The following is a 17412-nucleotide window of genomic DNA, read 5'->3' on the forward strand; positions in this document are numbered from 1 at the left end:
CCAATGCCCTCAAGGCCCGGCGATCCGGACGCTAACCAGACCGCCGATAAAACCTAGAGGAAAACGGCCAGATTGGGCGTTCCGAGCACCGCCTGATCGATGATGACTTCGCGCCGTGCCAGCTTGAAGCCCGCCTCGCCGAGACGCAATACATCACGCCGCTCGCCACTGATGATATCGACATGGTGGTCTTTGAAACGGCTACGGGTCAGCAGCAGGTAACTGGTCACCACAAACTCATCGCTCTTGTCGGTTTCTTCGACAAACACGTTGGTCACCAGACGCCGGGTACGCGAAGGAGGATCTTCCGCCCAGGCACTTTTGCCGGACAGGCGCAAAATGCGACCCATGATCGAGCGGTAATCATCGTGGTAATGCTGAACACTGCGCACGATGGTGGTTTTCAGTTCGGACGCCAAGCGCGTCTGACGCAGCGGCACGGTGTACACCAGGTCGGTGTCCAGGCGTTCGGCCCACTCCTGCAGACGGATCTGGTCGAGCAGCGTGGCTTCCTCGTAGAGAAAGGTCACCACATCGTTGTATATCGGCGAACCCACCGGCACCCGTTTGGTACCGACTGGGGAACCCGGCTGGATATCCTCCACACCGCGTTGTTGAACCTGAGCCATGAGTCATTCCCTCACTTTTATTCTTGTTAATGCTGTTACCGGCGACGGCGGCCCGCGAGGACCGCAATCGAACCAGGCCTGACGGGCGTTTTACTGGTCGTCCGATGCAGTCATCAGCTCGTGCCAGTACAACCACCAGTGCCACTGGGTATCATCCTTGGTGAAGCCTTCATTGACGATGCCGGGGCCAGGCCAGCCTTCAGGTGCACCGGTTTCAAAGCAGGCCTGGTATTTCAGCGTGCTCTTGCGGCCCATCGCGCCTTTGGCGGCCAGGGTCATGTGCGGCCAGGTGTCGGAGTCATCCTGCTCAACCATGCCAGAGGTGCCGAACAGCTGGATGGTTTGCTTGAGCATCTTGTCGCGCAGTTCCGGGGAGGCGTCTTTCTCGGCAAACACCCAGTTGACGAACTCGAGCTTGTCCGGACCTTGCGGTACGTAAGCGTGCAGGGTCATCGAGCCGACAACAGTGCCATCCGGCTGCGGAATGTAGACAAAGCCGAAGAGAATGTTCGGGAACATCCCACCGACCTGCGGCGGCATGCTGGTGAGCACTTTCAATTGATCTTCGGTCAGATTGCGAGCCAACTGCTCGACCATGTCGGCGGTCATGCCGGCAGGCGGCAATGCTTCGAGCTTTTGCTGCACACTCAACTCTGCCGGATCGAGGCCGGTCAGGCGCTTGATCTTGCGCGCCAGGTCGATGCAGCGCAGCGCATGACCGTGCGGCGAGCTGATTTCAACGCCGATCATTTCCGGGCTGAGGTCGGCTGTTTCGCCCTCACCTTTCTTGGCGTAATTACCCACTTCACCCAACCAACGGTGCAAGGTCAGCGTGTGGAAACCGTCAGCCGCCGATTGCTCGCCAGCCGTTTTCCAGTTGGCATTGACGATGAAGCGCTGCGGTGGGCCGAGTACTTCCATACCCTTGTCGGAGCGACAGAACAGCATGTCGTAATACCACTTGGCATCGCCCAGGAACTCGTCAAACGACGGCCCATCGATATTCCAAGTAGCAAATACCAGACCGCCATACAGCGTGACCCGTGCCTTTTTCAGGCCCAGTTCTTCTTTGGGCAACATCTTACCGTGCATGCACTCGCGCTCAACGGGCGAGCCAACAAAGTCGCCATTCGGGCGGAAGGCCCAACCGTGATAAATGCATTTGTGTATTTGCGTATTACCGCAATCGGCGGTGCTGATGCGCATCCCGCGATGCGGGCACACATTGAGGTTTACAAACACCTCGCCCTCTTTGCCACGGGCAACAATGACCGAATCGGATCCCAGGTCACGGACCATGAAGTCACCGGAGTTAGGGATTTCCGACTCGTGACCCAGGAGTACCCAGATCTTGCCGAAGATTTTTTCCATCTCCAGGTCGTAAATTTCGCGGTCAGACAACACGCGCATTTGTACTTCACGGCTAGAAGGATAGATGAGGTCCGAGACCTTGGTTCCATCAGACAATACGGGGCTTGTTCTTGTTAGCATGATTGCCTCCTGATCAGAGCGTCACAACGGTAGTCGCGACGAAATATAAGACACTTTTCCTATTTGTGTACATAGAATTCACTGTCGAGATGTAAGTGAATTCTTCCGCCATTCACGTAATCGTCATTCCTTTCCCGACGCCTTGCCCACTTGAGTCCGCAGCACACCAATGCCGTCGATCTCCAGTTCAACCACGTCGCCAGGTTTCAAATAACGCAATTGCTCAAGGCCGCAGCCGTTGCCGACCGTGCCGGAGCCAAGAAACTCACCGGGGTACAAGGTTTCCGAGCGGGACACATGGGCAATTACGTCTTCAAAACTCCAGCGCATATCACGGGTATTGCCGCGCCCCCACTCCTGCCCATTGACCCGGGCAACCATATTCAGGTCGTAGGGATCACCCAGTTCATCGGCGGTCACCAGGCATGGCCCCATGATGTTGGCGGTGTCGAAATCCTTGCTCTTGGCCGGACCGAGCATGCCGGGCATTTCCAGGGCCTGGGCGTCGCGCGCACTCATGTCGTTGAAGATGGTGTAACCGACGATATGCCCACGGGCCGCTTCACGGCTGATGTCCTTGCCGCGCTTGCCGATGTAGCAACCGAACTCCAGTTCGAAATCCATCGCCCGGCTAAAGCTCGGCCATTGGAATTCATCGTCGATGCCAATCACCGCGAAACGGTTGCCCTTGTAGTAGATGGGCTGCTTGTTGAAGGTCTCGATCACCCGGTCGTCGGCACGAGTGTTCATCGCTTTCAAAGTAGCTTCCGGATCTTCGGTACGTAGCGCGCGGGCGCGACGGGCCGCAGCGAAGCTCTGGCGCAGGTGCAATTCGAAGCACGAACAGTCGCGCATCTGTGGGGGTGGCTGGATCGGTGCGCGCAGCTTCACACTGGCACGTTCCAGCACCGCCGCCGAGGGTGCCTTGGCAACCAGCGAACGGGCCAATTCCAGCGCCGGCTCACCGCCCTCCACCAAGGCCAGAATGCTGCTCAGTGCCACACTGTCGCGACTTTCCAGCAAGCGGTAAGCCCTTTGCAGGTCGAGCACCTGCTGGTCTTGGTTGAGCAAGGCACCTGCGCGATCAAAACCTTCGGCGTCGGTATAGGTCACCAGTCTCATACGCGGCCACTCACTGGCAACAGCGCACCGGTTACCGCAGCGGCTTCGTCCGACAACAGAAACGCCACCACCGCCGCCAACGCCTCCGGCGTCACCCAGCGGCTGCTGTCAGCATCAGGCATGTCGGCACGGTTGGCGGGTGTATCGATGATGCTTGGCAGCACGGCGTTAACCGTCACGCCACGATCTTTCAGCTCTTCGGCCAAGGCTTCGGTCAATCGGGCGACACCGGCTTTGGAGGCAGCATAAGCCCCCATACCCGTTGCAGCCTTGACCGAGGCCAGCGCGCCAATGTTGACGATGCGTCCTGCTTGGGAATCCAACAGGTGCGCCAGCGCCGATTGGGAGCTGACCACGGCGGTACGCACGTTCATCTGATAGAGCCGATCCCAGGTCAGCAGGCTACCGCCTTCGACGGTCTCCCAGGCAAAGCCGCCCGCGACATTGACCAAACCATCAATGCCACCCCACTGCGCCGCGACCTGCTCGAACGCCGCGCTGGCCGATTCGGTCGAGGTCAGGTCGACACCGCCCAGGCACAGCAGATTTTTAGTGCCCAGCAAGGCGGCAGGCGCCTCGCTACGATCCAGCAAGGCGACCCGGGCGCCACGCGCCAGCAGGAATTTGCCAAGTGTGCTGCCGAGGGCACCAAACCCACCGGTGACGACTACCCTCTTGTCCAGTAATGACTGAGACATCGCGAAATCCTCTTGTTGTTGTTTTACGGCGCGAACGGTCGATTCGTGCCTTCGTCGGAACAAATATATGACACTTTTAGAAAATATGTACAAATGATACCGTATGACTTCAAGTCAAACACTCACCCGCGGACCGCTGATGCCTAGAAAACTTCCTGCACTCAACGCCGACAACCGCGCCTTCTGGCAAGGCGGCGAACAGGGCGAACTGCTCATTCATCGCTGCGCGGCCTGCAGCCGGTATTTCCACCCGCCTGCCCCGCTATGCCCGCATTGTGCAAGCTTTGACGTGGCGCCACAGGCGGTGTCCGGCAAAGGTAAAGTGCTCAGTTTCACCATCAACTATCAGGCGTGGGCCCCCGACCTGGAGGTGCCCTATGTGGTGGCGATCATCGAGCTGGTCGAACAATCCGGCTTGCAGTTCGTGAGCAACGTCGTGGGCATTCCGGTCACGGATGTGCATATCGACATGCCGGTACGGGTCAGCTTCCTCAATGTCGAGGATGTGTGGTTGCCTCTGTTCGAGAAGGATCAGTGATGTTCGATCATCGTTATGAGAAAGACGTAGCCATCACCGGCATCGGCCAATCGGAAGTCGGACGACCCTCTCACAAGTCAGCGATGCGCCTGACCCTGGATGCCTGCCTCGAAGCGATTGCCGACGCTGGCCTGCAACGCAGCGACATCGACGGTGTGGCCTGCTGGCCGGGTGACAACAACAATGGCGACCCGTTTTCACCGGTCGGACCCAGCGCGCTGAAGAGCGCCCTTGGGCTCAACGTCAACTGGTTCGGCGGCGGTTACGAAGGGCCCGGCCCGCTCACCGGTGTGATCAACGGTGCCATGGCGATTGCGGCGGGCCTGTGTAATCACGTACTGGTGTTTCGCACTATCACCGAAGCGTCGGCTCGCATGATCAACAAACAAGCGGGCGCTCTCACCAACAAAACTCAAGGTCGCGACAGCAGCTACGCCTGGCAGTGGTTTACGCCGTTCAATGTGCAATCGGGCATCAACCTGATGGCGTTGTATGCCCAACGTCACTTCCATGAATACGGCACCCGACCGGAGCAACTGGCGCAAATAGCCCTGACGTGTCGCCAGAACGCCATGCGCAATCCCAAAGCGCTGTACCGCACGCCCATGAGCATGGACGACTACATGGCGTCGCGGATGATTTCCTCCCCTCTGCGCATGTTCGACTGCGACGTGCATTGCGATGCATCCACCGCCATCATCCTGTCGCGTCGTGATATCGCTCGGGACCTGCCGAACACACCGATCCGCATCGAGGCCATGGGCGCGGCGTTGAACCAGCCATGGTCGTGGGATCAGATCTCCCTGACCAAGATGGCCGCCTTCGATGTCGGCCAGATGATGTGGGCACGCACCGACTACACCCCGCAGGACGTCGAATCTGCACAGCTGTATGACGGATTTTCGATTTTGACCCTGATCTGGCTGGAAGCCCTGGGCCTGTGCCCGACCGGGGAAAGTGGTGCGTTTGTCGAGGGTGGCACGCGCATCGCCCTGGAGGGCAGCTTGCCAATCAATACCAATGGCGGGCAACTGTCTGGCGGGCGCACCCACGGCCTGGGTTACGTGCATGAAGCCTGCCTGCAACTGTGGGGCCGTGCCGAAGGCCGACAAATCCGCGAACACCGCGTCAGTACGGTGGCCGCAGGTGGCGGCCCGCTGGGGGGTAGCCTGCTGCTGGTACGCGAGTAACCGCGAGTCTCAGTAGAGAACGCCAGCCACTTCGTTACAGAACTCGATCAGCGCCTTGCCCAGTTCGGCAAGGCCCTCTTCATCCCGTTGTCCACGGAACATCACCGCTGAAACGGTGAAGTCGATGCTGTTGGTAGGTGAGTAGACCGGCGCCGCAATGGCAAGGATCCCCCCCGAGAAATGTCCGTCGTCCACTGCCCAACCCCGCTCGGCAGCCTGTCTCACTTCCTCACGGTAAACCTCCAGCGACAGAGGTTGAGCCCAGCGAATGGTCTCAAAACTGCTCTGTACCTCAGGGTCGTCGAGGTCGATCTGCGTGGCGAACAAACGCCCACTGGCGCCCATCAGAATCGGCAGGCGCTGACCTTCGGCCATATCGATGCGCACATCGGTCGGGCTGGCAGCGGAGCTGACAATGACGATGCGGTCAGGGCTCATTTTGCGCCACAGGGTAATGGTCACCCGCAGGCGTGCAGCCAGGTTCTGCAACAGGGGTTTGGCCATCTGTACGCGGTGGCCCTGGGTGACCAACTGTTCGACTAAACGCGCCAGCCCCAGGCCCACGGAGTAACGCTTGGACATGGCGCTGAAGTCGACCACCTCCTCTTGCACCAGGGTGCGCAGGATATTGAAGCAGGTGCTGGGGTTGATCTTCAGTTGCCGGGCGATGTCCACCGAACGTTCCGGTGTACCCACCTGGCTGAGGTAGCGCAGGATGCGTATGGCGTTGGAAACGGGCTTGACGATGGTTGCGCCGGCCGATTTGGTGCTGTCGTTGACGTCAGTGAAGTCCATGCCCGTTCCAATAACTTTAAAGTGCCGGCATTCTAGCCTGAGAATGAATAGCGACGTAAAAGTTTTATCTGGGAATTAGTCGATTGCAAAACGGCGTCGATGCCGCCCCCTTGCCCATCGTCATTGCTGCGCGTCTGCAACGGTCAAAAACAGGAGGTTACTTATCCAGCGGCTGGCCCAGGCGCCCATTCGCACGTGCGGGGCTGAGCTGGCGTGGCGCAGCAATGGTATTGCACATTCGGCCGATGCCTTCGATTTCAGCCTCGACCCGGTCACCCGGCCGCAAAAAGCGCCCGCTTTCCAGACCCACGCCGTGGGTGGAACCGGTAAACACCAGGTCGCCAGGACGCAGAGTGATGCGCGCATCCAGATAATTGAGCAGCTCATCCAGGGGAAAAATCATCTGCCGGGTATTGTCCTGCTGGCGCAGTTCATAGTTGACGCTCAGGCGCATATCCAGAGCCGGTTGCCCCGTTACTCCCAATTCGTCCGCCGTCACAATCCAGGGGCCTACCGGCGTGGTGCGGTCCATGGCTTTCTGGGTCAACAAGTCCAGGCGACCAATCTGCTTGCCGGCATCCCGAGCACTGATGTCATTGCCCACCGTGTACCCCAGCAGGCAATCGCTGGCATGGGGTTCATCCAGCAACGGTCGGCCCACCACTGCGACCAGCTCGACCTCGTAGTCAAGCTGGGTGGTCAGCGGTGAATAGTCGATTTCGTCATTGGCACCGACCAACGCTGACTCAGGTTTCATGTAGGCCAGCGGGTGCGCCGGCGCATCACTGCCCAGGCGCTTGAGGTGGCTGAGGTAATTGAGGCCCACACCAAACACCCGACCGCCCGGTTCCAAAGGCGCGAGCAGGCGTGCAGCTGACAACGGCAACCACACGCCACCAAGATCCAGGGCGTCTGTCGCAAGATCAGTACGCAGCCCGGCCCAGTGGGAAAATGGCGCGTTAATCCGCCGCAAGCGATCAGTTTGCGCATCCAGCAACGCCCAGAACGACTGCCCGGCAACCTCGACCCGCGCCAGACGCATGTCAGCGCTTGGCCAGGTACGTCGGCAGGTACTCGGCGTCGAGCACTTCTTCCGGCGTCTTGACGCTGGCACCGAGAATCGGGCCAACCATTTCGTGGCCCCACAGGCTGAGTTTTTCCGGGTTCAACTCATAGGGATCGCCTTGCCATGGCTCGATTTCAGCAATGGTCTCGAAGGCAAAACCGGACGGATTGAAATGGTAGAACGACAGGTGCGGGTCCTGGGCATGTTGGCCGAGGGTCATCATCATCGGCAGCTCACGCTGACGCACGATGTCGTAGGTTTCACCGACATCACGCACATTGCGCACAAAAAGCCCGACATGCTGCACGCCCATGCGTCCCGGCCCGTGGCCATACGCAATGTCATGGCTGGTGTGATGGTTGAGTTTGGAGCGGAAGAAACCGGTTCGCCCTTTGCCCGCACCCGCGCCATACCAACTGAAGCCCATGACGTTGAGCAGGAATTCTTCCAGTTCTGGGGTGTAGTCCGGGGTAATCAGCACCACATGCCCCGCTCCCCGTTCGTCAGCCAGGAAACCACTGTGTGGACGCCCTGGCTGGAAGGAGCGCGGCAGCCATTTTTGCCCGTAAAAAAGTTCGTGCTGATACCCCACAGGGTCGCGGAATCGCACCAATTCGCGCACACCGCGCTTTTCACACAATTGAGCATCGCCACGGCTGAAATCGACATTGGCCGCCGCCAGCTTCTTGATGCCATCCTCGAACGCCATGCGCCCCACCGCTTCCCAGCCGATGTAGGCAATTCGGTCGACCTTGCCTGGATGAAAAGCGAAGCGATGGCGTCGATCGTCGATTTTGAAGTACAGCGACTCCGGGTCACTCTCGGGATTCTTGCCGATACCAAAGCCCATCACCTGCGGGCCGTACTCACGCCACGCCTCGAGATTGGGGGTTTCGAAGCCCATGTAACCGATACCGATGATGTCCACGTTATTCACCTTGTTATTGTTCGAGATGAGAGGGTGCCCGTAGCACCTGACTTGCCACCTGTCCTGACGCCGCGTGTGCTAGATCGCCAGTAATCCGCCGTCGATGACGAAGTCTGAACCGGTGATGAATGAAGCCTCATCCGAGGCGACAAAAACCGCCATGGCCACCACTTCCTCAGGCTCCCCGGGACGGTCCATCAATACGCCGTCCAGCAGCATGGCGCGAATTTTGGGGTCTTCCAGAAACGGCCGGGTACCCGGTGTGGCGACAAATCCCGGGCTCAAGCTGACCGCACGGATGCCGAACGGGGCACCTTCCACAGCCAGCTGGCGAGTGAACGACACCACTGCCCCCTTGGCTGCCGAGTGGGCGCTAATGCCGGCGACTTTTGAGCCGCCCCAGGCTGCGGTGGACGATACGTTGATGATCACCCCGCGCTGCTCGGCCAGGTGGTGCCAGGCATACTTGGTGGTATAGAACAGCAGGTCGATTTCATTGCGCATGGTGTACTGCCAATCTTCGATCGACAGCTCGCTGACCAGCCCGAAACGGGCGGCGGAAGCATTGTTGTAGAGGATATCGATGCGCCCATGCTCGGCGACGGCGGCATCGATCCAGGCTTTTGCCTGTTCATGATCACCCAGGTCCACAGGTGCCGAGCCATACAGGGTAAAACCCTCGGCCCGCATCAAGGCTGCAGTCTCCTCGTGGCCTTCGGCGACAAAGTCGCAACCGACCACAATCGCTCCTTCGCGGGCAAAGCGCAGTGCTGCTGCCCGACCCTGGCCACCGCCGGTACCGGTGATCAGCGCGACTTTGTTTTGTAAACGTCCCATTAGCACATCCCCTCACCTCTGTGGTTATCACGTTGCGGCAGATGCTCAGGCCATCAAACGCCTTCGTCTTCCGAGGTGATGGGCTCGAGCCAGATGGCCTCCGCGGGACAGGCGGCGGCACCTTCACGGGCCTCCTCCTCCAATTCCGGCGGTACACGGGCGTCGTCGAAGTACACCAGGCCATCAGCATCAAGCTTGTACAGGCTGGGGCAAATCGCGGCACACAAACCATAACCACAGCAGCGGCTACGGTCGGCCACGGCTTTGAATTGCGCTTTTTCTGAACTCATTTTTTTCTCCTTATCAGGTTCAGCCTCAGCAAATTATGAACACTTATTTATTTTATGTGCAATTAATTTTTAGCGCGGATATGCTGATACTCATCCGCTGTAGCAAAACACTGCTCTGGGATCCAAATGGCTAAAAACAGCGAGATGTAAACACGGCCAGATCCAGATTGATCCGAAGGTGAGCTCCACGCATGAAATTCGTTTGTCTATGAGTCAGATAGCTGTGCTGGACAAAGCGGAATTTCTGATTTTATTCTGAATGAAAAACCAGATTCTGTTCAAAGAATCTGCTGATGGTGGTCCACATCTCCACCTGTAGCAGTGTTTGGCTCAACAAAACCTATAAGGAAGCCAACCCTATGCACCCGTCTAAAAACGAAACGGCAATCGATCTGCGCGAATTCCGACAGAGCTGGAAAATTCTCATTTTGTCCGTCGCCGGTGTTGCCATCAGCATCAACGCCGCCCTGCTCTATGGCTTCGGTACATTGGTCGTGCCGCTCGGCGATGCCTTTGGCTGGAGCAAAAGCGAGCTGCAGGCCTGCATCACCTTTCTGTTTGGCGGCGCCGTGGTGTCACTGCAACTGGTGGGTTGGTTCAACCTGCGCTATGGCATGAAGCGGGTCACGGTCATTTCCCTGCTGTTGTTGTCACTCGGCTACCTGGCCACAACGCAACTGACCCAATCGATATGGTCGATGTACATCGCTTTTGCGTTGCTGCCTATCGTCGGCATGGGCGCACTGGCGGTGACCTGGACGCAGCTGTTAAGCCTCTGGTTCGACCGCAATCGTGGCCTGGCGCTGGCCATTGGTCTGTCCGGTACTGGCGTCACCGCCGCCACCATTCCCCGCCTGATGGCGTGGGGCATTGAACAATGGGATTGGCGCGCGGCCTTCGTAATTCTCGCACTGCTCAATCTGTTGGTTCTGCTGCCACTGATTCTGCTGTGGTTCAAGTTGCCCGCTACGGCGGGTAACCGTGACGACGGCAGTGCGCTGGAGCGATTGCCCGGCATGGGGTTTCGTGAAGGCATGGGCTCGCTGAAATTCTGGACCTGCAACCTGGCACTCAGTCTGGTGATTTCTTCGATTGTCGGCATGGTCACCAGCACCGTCCCCATGCTGCAAGCCAGAGGCTTGTCCGCTGCAGAGGCCGCCACCATTTTCAGTGGTTTCGGCATCTCGCTGATCTTCGGCCGCCTGTTGATCGGCTACCTGCTCGATCGCCTGTGGCCACCGGCGGTGTCCGCGCTCAGCCTGGTGCTGCCCGCCGTTGGTTGTTTCATCTACCTGAGCCCCACCACAGAATTTGCGCCTCTGATGCTGGCTGCAGTGCTAGTCGGTTTTGGCGCCGGGGCAGAATTCGATATTGCCGCTTTCCTGATCGCCCGCTACTTCGGCTTGCGCGAATACGGTCGTCTGTTTGGCGTCCATCAGGGGTTGAATACCGTGGCCTCGGCGCTGGCGCCACTGCTTTTCGCGTACATGCTGGCACGCACCGGTACGTACACCGCGATGCTGGTGTACAGCGCCGCCTGCTGCCTGATCGGCCCCCTGTTGTTACTGACCCTGGGGCGAGTTCCGCGCTTCAATGCGCAACCATTTCCCAGCCAATCCTGAGCCCCCAACAAGAACCGGAGCAGAACATGCCCACATTGACGTTTATCGAACACAACGGCACCACCCATCAGGTCAAAGGCGACATCGGTCAATCGGTGATGCAAGCCGCTACCTTCGCCTCGGTGCCAGGCATTCCTGCCGACTGCGGTGGCGCATGCAGTTGCGCCACTTGCCATACCTACGTGGACGAGGCCTGGTTGAGCAAAGTGCAAGCGCCGGAAGGCATGGAAAACGACATGCTCGAATACGCCTTCGAACGCCGTGACAACAGCCGCTTGAGCTGTCAGTTGATCATCAGCCAAGAGATGGACGGCATGGTTCTGCACCTGCCGTCGTCGCAATTCTGAATGCGCTTGAAGGAGCTCTCATGACCCTCGCCTCAGTCGTTATCGTCGGTGCTGGCCAGGCCGGCTTTCAGGTCGCTGCCTCCCTGCGTCAGGAAGGCTATGACGGGCGCATTACCCTGATCGGTGATGAGCCGGGCCTGCCCTACCAGCGACCGCCGTTGTCCAAGGCCTATCTGCTCGGCAAGATCCAGGCGACCAATCTGCTGTTTCGCCCTGCGGATTTTTACACCACCCAGCGCATTGAACTGCTACATGACCAGGCGAGCGCAATTGACCGCCTGAACCGACGCGTGATTTTGGCCTCGGGTGCTGCTGTCAGTTACGACCATCTGGTGCTGGCCACCGGTGCACACAACCGACCACTGCCGGTTCCCGGCGCAGAGTTGCCGCAAGTGTTCGGTATCAAAACCAAAGCCGATGCCGATGCCCTGGCGCCGCTCGCTAAAGCAGCGCGCAACGTGGTGGTGATCGGTGCCGGGTTTATCGGCCTCGAGTTCGCGGCGGTGGCCGCTGCTTTGGGGGCTAACGTGCACGTACTGGAGCTGGGCGAGCGCCCCATGGCCCGTGCCGTGTCGCGGGAGATGTCCGAGTTGTTTCGCCAGGCCCATGAAGCCTGGGGCGTGCATTTTGACTTCCGCCAGGGCTTGAGCCGCATCGATGGCGACAACGGCAAGGTGTGCGCGGTGCAAACCGGTGACGGACGTGCTCTGCCCGCTGACCTGGTGGTATTTGGTATCGGTGTGATCCCTAATGCGCAACTGGCGACTGAAGCGGGTCTGGACATCGAGAACGGCATCAAGGTAGACGCCAGTCTGCTGACCTCTGACCCGCAAATTTCCGCATTGGGCGACGTCGCCAGTTTCCCCTGCCTGCAAAACGATGAACAGCATACCCGCCTCGAGTCGGTGCAGAACGCCATTGACCAGGCCCGCGCAGTGGCCGCGCGATTGATGGGCAAGCCGGCGCCTTACAGCGCCCTGCCCTGGTTCTGGACCGATCAAGGTGACTTGAAGTTGCAGATTGCCGGGCTCTCCAATGGCTATGACAGCACCGTTGTCCTTGGTTCCGTCGAAGACAAACAAGTCTCTGTGCTGTGTTTCCGCCATGACCGCTTGGTGGCCGTAGAGTCCTGCAATCGCATGGGCGATCACATGGCCGCGCGCAAGATTCTCGCCCGCGCGCCCAAGCTGACGGCAGTCGAAGCCGCCGCTGACGGTTTCGACCTGAAGGCCTGGGAAGCGGCCAATCGCGACTGAGCACCGCACAGACCTGTAAACCCGCAGCCGCGCCCGCCTCAGAGCTGACGCGGCTTTTTTTGCACAACGACTGGAGCGATGCAATGAACAAAGTCTGGTTTATTACCGGTGCGGCCCGAGGTCTTGGTGCCGCCATTGCCAAGGCCGCGTTGGCCGAGGGTGACCGTGTGGTGGTCAGCGGCAGGCGTATCGAACCGCTGGAAAACGTCTTCGCCGAGTACGGCGAGCGCGTGCTGGCAGTGGCCCTGGATGTGACCGATGAAGCCCAGGCACTTGCCGCCGTAGAGACTGCCGTCGCGCGTTTTGGCCGAATCGATGTGCTGGTCAACAACGCCGGTTATGGACAACTGGCGCCCTTTGAAGACAATTTCGCCAGCGACGCCGACAAGCAGTTCGCGACCAATGTGTTTGGTGTGTTCAACGTCTGCCGCGCCGTATTACCCGTCATGCGTCAGCAACGTAGCGGCCAGGTATTTAACCTGTCCTCGATGGGCGGCGTGGTGGGGATGGGCGGTGCGGCGCTGTATTGCGCGTCGAAATTTGCCGTGGAAGGTTTTTCCGAATCCCTGGCCCTGGAGGTAGCGCAGTTCGGTATCAAGATCACGCTGGTGGAACCCGGCGTTTTCCGTACCGACTTTCTCGACCCCAGCTCCGCTGTTTTCGGTACCCGTGGGCTAGAGGATTACGCGGCATTCACCGCCAAGGTCAAAGGCGCTTCGACCGCCTACAACCACCAGCAAACCGGCAACCCGGCAAAACTGGGCGACGCGCTGGTACACCTGGCCAACAGTGAGCACCCACCGCTGCGTTATCTGGCAGGCTCCGACGCTTATCAACAAGTCAGCGACAAGCTCAACAAGATGCTCGCGGAAATCGAGCAGTGGCGGCAACTGTCCTGCTCCACCGATGGCGTATAGCCGCTGGTGCGCACAGCCTTTTTGACAAGGCTGCGCGCGCCAGGGTGTTCAACGATTACTGGTTGATGAAGTAACGCACAAACAACTTCCCTTCTTCGAATCGGTACAACTCGATCGTCTCGATGCCACCTTCCTGCTCGCGAAAGGCATTCAGGTGATGGCACGCCGCTTCATTACCATTGACGATGCACTGCCGTACCTCGACGCGAATCTTCGATTGCTGCTGCGCCCACATGCCTTCCAGCACTTGCCAGGCATCGTGCTGGAGCTTACCTACGTATTCGATACTCAAGCCATTGGCCGAGACACTGCGGTAATGGGCAAAGAAGCCCTCTTTGTCGCCTCTGTTCCAGCAGTCGATCTGGCCGTGCAGGAAGTGCTCGATTGCTTGTTTGTCCATGCTCATATCAGGTTCATCCTCGGGTGGGGTCAGGCATGTTGCCGTTGCTGCAGGTTTTGCTGACGGGCCAGAAATGCCGGCTCCATCTTCAACCACAACAGAATGGTCGGGCCGATGATGGCGCAGCAGAAACAGCACACCAGCACCGCCGAATAACTGCCGTACACGTCATAAAGATGACCGAACAGCATGGGCACCAGCCCGGAAACGATGGTAATAAGGCACAAGTGCAGACCAAAGATTCGCGCGTAATCTTTCAGGCCGAAATAGCGCGCCATCAGGAACGCCGCCAAATCGAATTCGGCCCCGGCACTGGCGCCGATGCACAGGGTGGCAAGCACCAGCAACGGCGTGTTCTGCGCCCCGCCCAAGAGGAAGATTGCACAACCCAGTGCGGGTAGCGCCAGGCTCACCGCAGCCACCAACGAAGGTGAATAACGGTCCAGCAGGTAGCCCACCAACAAACGCCCGCCGATGATGGAAATACCAAAGCTGCTGAAAATCTGACTGGCCTGCTGGGCGCTCAAGCCCTTGCTTTGCAGCATCGGCACCATGTTGGTGACCATGCCGACGGTCAACGACACCGACAATATCAACGCGACGTTGAAGCCCCAGTACATCCCTGAGCGCAATGCTTGTCTGAAGGACATGCCGGTCAGTTCCGCAAGCTCTTTGCGGGTCGTGGCATCGGGACTGGCGAGCTGTGCCGGCATGCGCAACCACATCAATGACAAAGGCAGCGTAAACAGCAACGGCATCGCCCCCAATGCAATGAACCCGGCTTGCCAGCCATAGGCGGCAATCAGCCGCGACAATAGCGGCGGCAGAATCATCGCCATCAACCCGGTGCCACACAGAATCACGGCCAGCGCCAGACCACGATTACGCTCGAACCAAAGGTTGACCAGTTGCGTCCAGGTAATCGCAATGGTTCCGGCACAGACGATCGGCATGCTGAAAAACGCCAGGTACAACCAGCCAATCGAGCCCTGAATCCGGGTAATGGCCAAGTAACCGACGATCTGCAGCACAATCGAAACAATCGCCACTCGACGCAGACCGTAACGACGGTAGAGCCAGCCGACCCACTGCGTGGAGATCGCCACGCCGGCGAACAGAAAGGTGATCGATGCCTGCAAGTCGCCACGACTCCAGCCGAACGCCTGCTCCAGCGGAATCACCAAGGTGCCGAAGGCATAAAGCAGCGCAGCGCTAATGCTGGTGCAGATGCCAAACAAACCCAGCAGGACTACGCGCCAACCACGTTTGAACTCAGAGAAATCATTGCCACCGTGGGCCGTGGTGCTGCTGTTACGTGTCTCAGTTGTCATGACCTGACTCCCGGCGCGGCCCGCCATCGCGGACGCGCGACATGATTAATGGCCCTTGAGGATTTCTTCGACTTTGGGCAGCGCGATCATGGTGGCGCCGCCATCTACCAGCAGCGAGGTGCCGGTGATGTAGGAGGCCTCATTGGAGGTCAGAAACATTACGGCATTGGCAATGTCGGCGGACTCGCCCAAACGCCCCACCGGGAAATGAGCGGCGAGTTTATGCGGCAGTTCATTGCCCAGGGTTTCGAGCATGTGGTCAGTGCCGATCAGTCCAGGCTCGACGACGTTGACCAGAATATTCATGGCACCGAATTCCACCGCCAGGCCGCGGGCGAAGGCATTCATAAAGGCTTTGCTGGAGCCATAGGCAATCAATCTCGGCGTGTATTTGCGGTTGGCTTCGCCGGACGAAATGAAAATCAGCCGGCCTTTATCGGCCGCTTTGGACAGGTAAGGAGCACTGTCCTTGGCCAGCCAGAACAACGACTGAATATTGCTGCGAACGATGTGATCGAAGGTGTCATCGGCCATTTCGGCGATCAACCCGTGACTCGTATCGGCGGCGCAATGCACCACGATATCCAGGCCACCAAAGCGCTCTACGCCACCTTGCACCATCGACTTGATCGCCTCGCGGTCGGCGATGTCGCCACCGACCAGGCAGGCATCACCGCCCAGGGCTTTAATTTGCCCGATCGTTTCTTCGCCGTATCTAGCGGTGCGTGCCGATACCACCACCTTGGCGCCCTCACGGGCATAGGCCAGGGCAATGGCGCGTCCCATGCCTCGACCGGCACCGGTGACCAGCACGACTTTGTCGCGGAACTTCATCGTGATTCCTCATTGTTGTTATTGGAAGAGGCTTTTGATGCAGCGCGTGCGCCGGGCAACTGATCGCAACCCGGCGCACCCGGCTGACTTACAGGCCCTTGCCTGGAACGTTACGGGCCGAGCCGTTACGTCGGTCCGATTCGCCCCAGCCCAGCCAGTGCGAAGGCTCACGGGTATCGCCCACCCGACGCCAGCGCCCTTCCTGCTGCGCCGTGATCGGGAAGCCGCCGACGAAGTCGATCATTTCGCCCTTCTCGTCGGGCAGGAACTCCCACTCTTCCTTGCCTTCTAGTACGATTTTGGCGGACTTCAGGAAGTAGCTGCCGTCCTTGTGCTCGGTTTGTCCTTCGATATCGGTGGTGACCCGCACCTCGCCTTTTTCATTGTTGAAAATGGCGTAGCCCAAGTGGTCGTGACCGACCATGAAAGAACCGGTGTCCCAGGTGCCGTCTTTGTAAACGGTGACAAAGGACCACCAGATCACATGCTTGTTGTTGTTCACCACCAGGTCTTTCTTGAAGTGGATAGCGCCGCCTTCAGCCATGTAAAACTGGTCCAGCGCCATGGCGCCTTTGACAGGACGCCCCTCGCAGACACCGGCGATATCCCACAACTGCGAAACGTAGAAAGTGCCCCATTCCACGCCCGGCAAGTACCACTGTAGTCCCGGACCGAGCAGACGGCCTTCGAGGTGAAACAGGCCTTCTTCTTTCCAGGTAAGACGTTCGCTGCTGGCGGTGATCTCCCAAGCGTTGCCGGGTTCACCCGGTTGGCTAGCCCAACGTGCGACATCGCCTTCCAGGCTGTGCACAGGCAGCGGCGTCAGTGCCTGCCGGGCCATTTTTTCGTGGTCCATGCGCAAGTTGACGTTGTCGACGTGGTTGTTCAGGTAGAAGAACTTGGTCGGGTTCGGTGTGCCATTGGGCGCCATCAGCGACCGTACGAAGGAATAGATATTGCCTTGCTCATCGCGTACTGACCCGAACGGGGAACTCTTGCTCAGGTGCAGGCCAAAGAAGCCGCGTTCGGAAGACATCGAAGCGCCAGTGACCTTGTGCGGCCCAACCAGTTGTTGAAAGCCGAAATCACCGCGTTCTGGAATGGTTTTAAACGTTCTCATA

At 58.9% G+C, this 17412-nt stretch carries 19 protein-coding genes; 6 read left to right on the forward strand and 13 right to left on the reverse strand.

The features are described 5' to 3' along the window. Nucleotides 1-53 precede the first annotated feature (53 nt). The 4 genes from NHU87_RS08870 to NHU87_RS08885 form a co-directional block, all read right to left on the reverse strand. Complete coding sequence (locus NHU87_RS08870) at nt 54-629, reverse strand: aromatic-ring-hydroxylating dioxygenase subunit beta (protein ID WP_253547523.1); 576 nt, start codon at nt 627-629, stop codon at nt 54-56. A gap of 90 nt (nt 630-719) precedes the next feature. After that, nucleotides 720-2120: an aromatic ring-hydroxylating dioxygenase subunit alpha gene (locus NHU87_RS08875; protein WP_253547525.1), complete on the reverse strand. Its 1401-nt coding sequence runs from the start codon at nt 2118-2120 to the stop codon at nt 720-722. Between the two features lie 123 nt (nt 2121-2243). Then, nucleotides 2244-3242, reverse strand: a complete 999-nt coding sequence (locus NHU87_RS08880) for a fumarylacetoacetate hydrolase family protein (RefSeq protein ID WP_253547527.1) — start codon at nt 3240-3242, stop codon at nt 2244-2246. Beyond that, complete coding sequence (locus NHU87_RS08885) at nt 3239-3940, reverse strand: SDR family NAD(P)-dependent oxidoreductase (protein WP_253547529.1); 702 nt, start codon at nt 3938-3940, stop codon at nt 3239-3241. The genes NHU87_RS08880 and NHU87_RS08885 overlap by 4 nt, the downstream gene beginning before the upstream one ends. A 139-nt stretch (nt 3941-4079) precedes the next feature. Here NHU87_RS08885 and NHU87_RS08890 point away from each other — a divergent pair, with 139 nt between their 5' ends. Next, on the forward strand, nt 4080-4478 hold the full coding sequence (locus NHU87_RS08890) for a Zn-ribbon domain-containing OB-fold protein (RefSeq protein ID WP_253547531.1): 399 nt from the start codon (nt 4080-4082) through the stop codon (nt 4476-4478). Continuing rightward, nucleotides 4478-5668 carry a thiolase family protein gene (locus tag NHU87_RS08895; protein ID WP_253547533.1) on the forward strand — a complete coding sequence of 397 codons (1191 nt, stop codon included), beginning with the start codon at nt 4478-4480 and terminating at the stop codon, nt 5666-5668. The genes NHU87_RS08890 and NHU87_RS08895 overlap by 1 nt, the downstream gene beginning before the upstream one ends. A gap of 9 nt (nt 5669-5677) precedes the next feature. Here NHU87_RS08895 and NHU87_RS08900 read toward each other — a convergent pair whose 3' ends face one another. From NHU87_RS08900 to NHU87_RS08920, 5 genes are all read right to left on the reverse strand, one after another. Next, the gene (locus NHU87_RS08900; protein ID WP_253547535.1) at nt 5678-6463 is read right to left on the reverse strand and encodes an IclR family transcriptional regulator; all 786 of its coding nucleotides are present in this window, start codon (nt 6461-6463) and stop codon (nt 5678-5680) included. Nucleotides 6464-6620: 157 nt separating this feature from the next. Next, on the reverse strand, nt 6621-7505 hold the full coding sequence (locus tag NHU87_RS08905; RefSeq protein ID WP_253547537.1) for a fumarylacetoacetate hydrolase family protein: 885 nt from the start codon (nt 7503-7505) through the stop codon (nt 6621-6623). A 1-nt stretch (nt 7506) separates the two neighbouring features. Beyond that, nucleotides 7507-8457: a VOC family protein gene (locus NHU87_RS08910; RefSeq protein ID WP_253547539.1), complete on the reverse strand. Its 951-nt coding sequence runs from the start codon at nt 8455-8457 to the stop codon at nt 7507-7509. Between the two features lie 78 nt (nt 8458-8535). Then, entirely contained in the window at nt 8536-9294 is a 759-nt protein-coding gene (locus tag NHU87_RS08915; RefSeq protein ID WP_253547541.1) for an SDR family NAD(P)-dependent oxidoreductase, read from the reverse strand. Between the two features lie 53 nt (nt 9295-9347). Next, on the reverse strand, nt 9348-9584 hold the full coding sequence (locus NHU87_RS08920) for a ferredoxin (protein ID WP_253547543.1): 237 nt from the start codon (nt 9582-9584) through the stop codon (nt 9348-9350). 359 nt (nt 9585-9943) lie between these two features. Between NHU87_RS08920 and NHU87_RS08925 the strand changes: the two genes are divergently transcribed. From NHU87_RS08925 to NHU87_RS08940, 4 genes are all read left to right on the forward strand, one after another. Further along, nucleotides 9944-11206 (forward strand): MFS transporter, encoded by a 1263-nt coding sequence (locus tag NHU87_RS08925; RefSeq protein ID WP_253547545.1) that lies wholly within the window; start codon nt 9944-9946, stop codon nt 11204-11206. 26 nt (nt 11207-11232) lie between these two features. Next, on the forward strand, nt 11233-11553 hold the full coding sequence (locus tag NHU87_RS08930) for a 2Fe-2S iron-sulfur cluster-binding protein (RefSeq protein WP_253547547.1): 321 nt from the start codon (nt 11233-11235) through the stop codon (nt 11551-11553). A gap of 20 nt (nt 11554-11573) precedes the next feature. Further along, complete coding sequence (locus tag NHU87_RS08935) at nt 11574-12809, forward strand: NAD(P)/FAD-dependent oxidoreductase (protein WP_253547549.1); 1236 nt, start codon at nt 11574-11576, stop codon at nt 12807-12809. Nucleotides 12810-12892: 83 nt separating this feature from the next. After that, nucleotides 12893-13726, forward strand: a complete 834-nt coding sequence (locus tag NHU87_RS08940) for an oxidoreductase (RefSeq protein ID WP_253547551.1) — start codon at nt 12893-12895, stop codon at nt 13724-13726. A gap of 55 nt (nt 13727-13781) precedes the next feature. Here the strand turns inward: NHU87_RS08940 and NHU87_RS08945 are convergent, their stop codons facing one another. From NHU87_RS08945 to NHU87_RS08960, 4 genes are all read right to left on the reverse strand, one after another. Continuing rightward, nucleotides 13782-14132 carry a nuclear transport factor 2 family protein gene (locus NHU87_RS08945; RefSeq protein ID WP_253547553.1) on the reverse strand — a complete coding sequence of 117 codons (351 nt, stop codon included), beginning with the start codon at nt 14130-14132 and terminating at the stop codon, nt 13782-13784. A gap of 23 nt (nt 14133-14155) precedes the next feature. Then, entirely contained in the window at nt 14156-15457 is a 1302-nt protein-coding gene (locus NHU87_RS08950; RefSeq protein WP_253547555.1) for an MFS transporter, read from the reverse strand. 45 nt (nt 15458-15502) lie between these two features. Then, complete coding sequence (locus tag NHU87_RS08955) at nt 15503-16291, reverse strand: SDR family NAD(P)-dependent oxidoreductase (RefSeq protein ID WP_253547557.1); 789 nt, start codon at nt 16289-16291, stop codon at nt 15503-15505. Nucleotides 16292-16379: 88 nt separating this feature from the next. Then, nucleotides 16380-17411: a hypothetical protein gene (locus NHU87_RS08960; RefSeq protein ID WP_253547559.1), complete on the reverse strand. Its 1032-nt coding sequence runs from the start codon at nt 17409-17411 to the stop codon at nt 16380-16382. Nucleotide 17412 lies beyond the last annotated feature (1 nt).

This window comes from Pseudomonas mandelii (assembly GCF_024138395.1).
GTDB classification, from domain to species: Bacteria; Pseudomonadota; Gammaproteobacteria; order Pseudomonadales; family Pseudomonadaceae; genus Aquipseudomonas; species Aquipseudomonas mandelii_E.

Coding starts and splice junctions, on each gene's coding strand:
- NHU87_RS08925 (WP_253547545.1), top strand. CDS start 9,944: ATGCACCCGTCTAAAAACGAAACGGCAATCGATCTGCGCGAATTCCGA.
- NHU87_RS08955 (WP_253547557.1), bottom strand. CDS start 16,291: ATGAAGTTCCGCGACAAAGTCGTGCTGGTCACCGGTGCCGGTCGAGGC.
- NHU87_RS08885 (WP_253547529.1), bottom strand. CDS start 3,940: ATGTCTCAGTCATTACTGGACAAGAGGGTAGTCGTCACCGGTGGGTTT.
- NHU87_RS08920 (WP_253547543.1), bottom strand. CDS start 9,584: ATGAGTTCAGAAAAAGCGCAATTCAAAGCCGTGGCCGACCGTAGCCGC.
- NHU87_RS08960 (WP_253547559.1), bottom strand. CDS start 17,411: ATGAGAACGTTTAAAACCATTCCAGAACGCGGTGATTTCGGCTTTCAA.
- NHU87_RS08900 (WP_253547535.1), bottom strand. CDS start 6,463: ATGGACTTCACTGACGTCAACGACAGCACCAAATCGGCCGGCGCAACC.
- NHU87_RS08930 (WP_253547547.1), top strand. CDS start 11,233: ATGCCCACATTGACGTTTATCGAACACAACGGCACCACCCATCAGGTC.
- NHU87_RS08870 (WP_253547523.1), bottom strand. CDS start 629: ATGGCTCAGGTTCAACAACGCGGTGTGGAGGATATCCAGCCGGGTTCC.
- NHU87_RS08945 (WP_253547553.1), bottom strand. CDS start 14,132: ATGAGCATGGACAAACAAGCAATCGAGCACTTCCTGCACGGCCAGATC.
- NHU87_RS08880 (WP_253547527.1), bottom strand. CDS start 3,242: ATGAGACTGGTGACCTATACCGACGCCGAAGGTTTTGATCGCGCAGGT.
- NHU87_RS08915 (WP_253547541.1), bottom strand. CDS start 9,294: ATGGGACGTTTACAAAACAAAGTCGCGCTGATCACCGGTACCGGCGGT.
- NHU87_RS08935 (WP_253547549.1), top strand. CDS start 11,574: ATGACCCTCGCCTCAGTCGTTATCGTCGGTGCTGGCCAGGCCGGCTTT.
- NHU87_RS08950 (WP_253547555.1), bottom strand. CDS start 15,457: ATGACAACTGAGACACGTAACAGCAGCACCACGGCCCACGGTGGCAAT.
- NHU87_RS08890 (WP_253547531.1), top strand. CDS start 4,080: ATGCCTAGAAAACTTCCTGCACTCAACGCCGACAACCGCGCCTTCTGG.
- NHU87_RS08895 (WP_253547533.1), top strand. CDS start 4,478: ATGTTCGATCATCGTTATGAGAAAGACGTAGCCATCACCGGCATCGGC.
- NHU87_RS08875 (WP_253547525.1), bottom strand. CDS start 2,120: ATGCTAACAAGAACAAGCCCCGTATTGTCTGATGGAACCAAGGTCTCG.
- NHU87_RS08940 (WP_253547551.1), top strand. CDS start 12,893: ATGAACAAAGTCTGGTTTATTACCGGTGCGGCCCGAGGTCTTGGTGCC.
- NHU87_RS08905 (WP_253547537.1), bottom strand. CDS start 7,505: ATGCGTCTGGCGCGGGTCGAGGTTGCCGGGCAGTCGTTCTGGGCGTTG.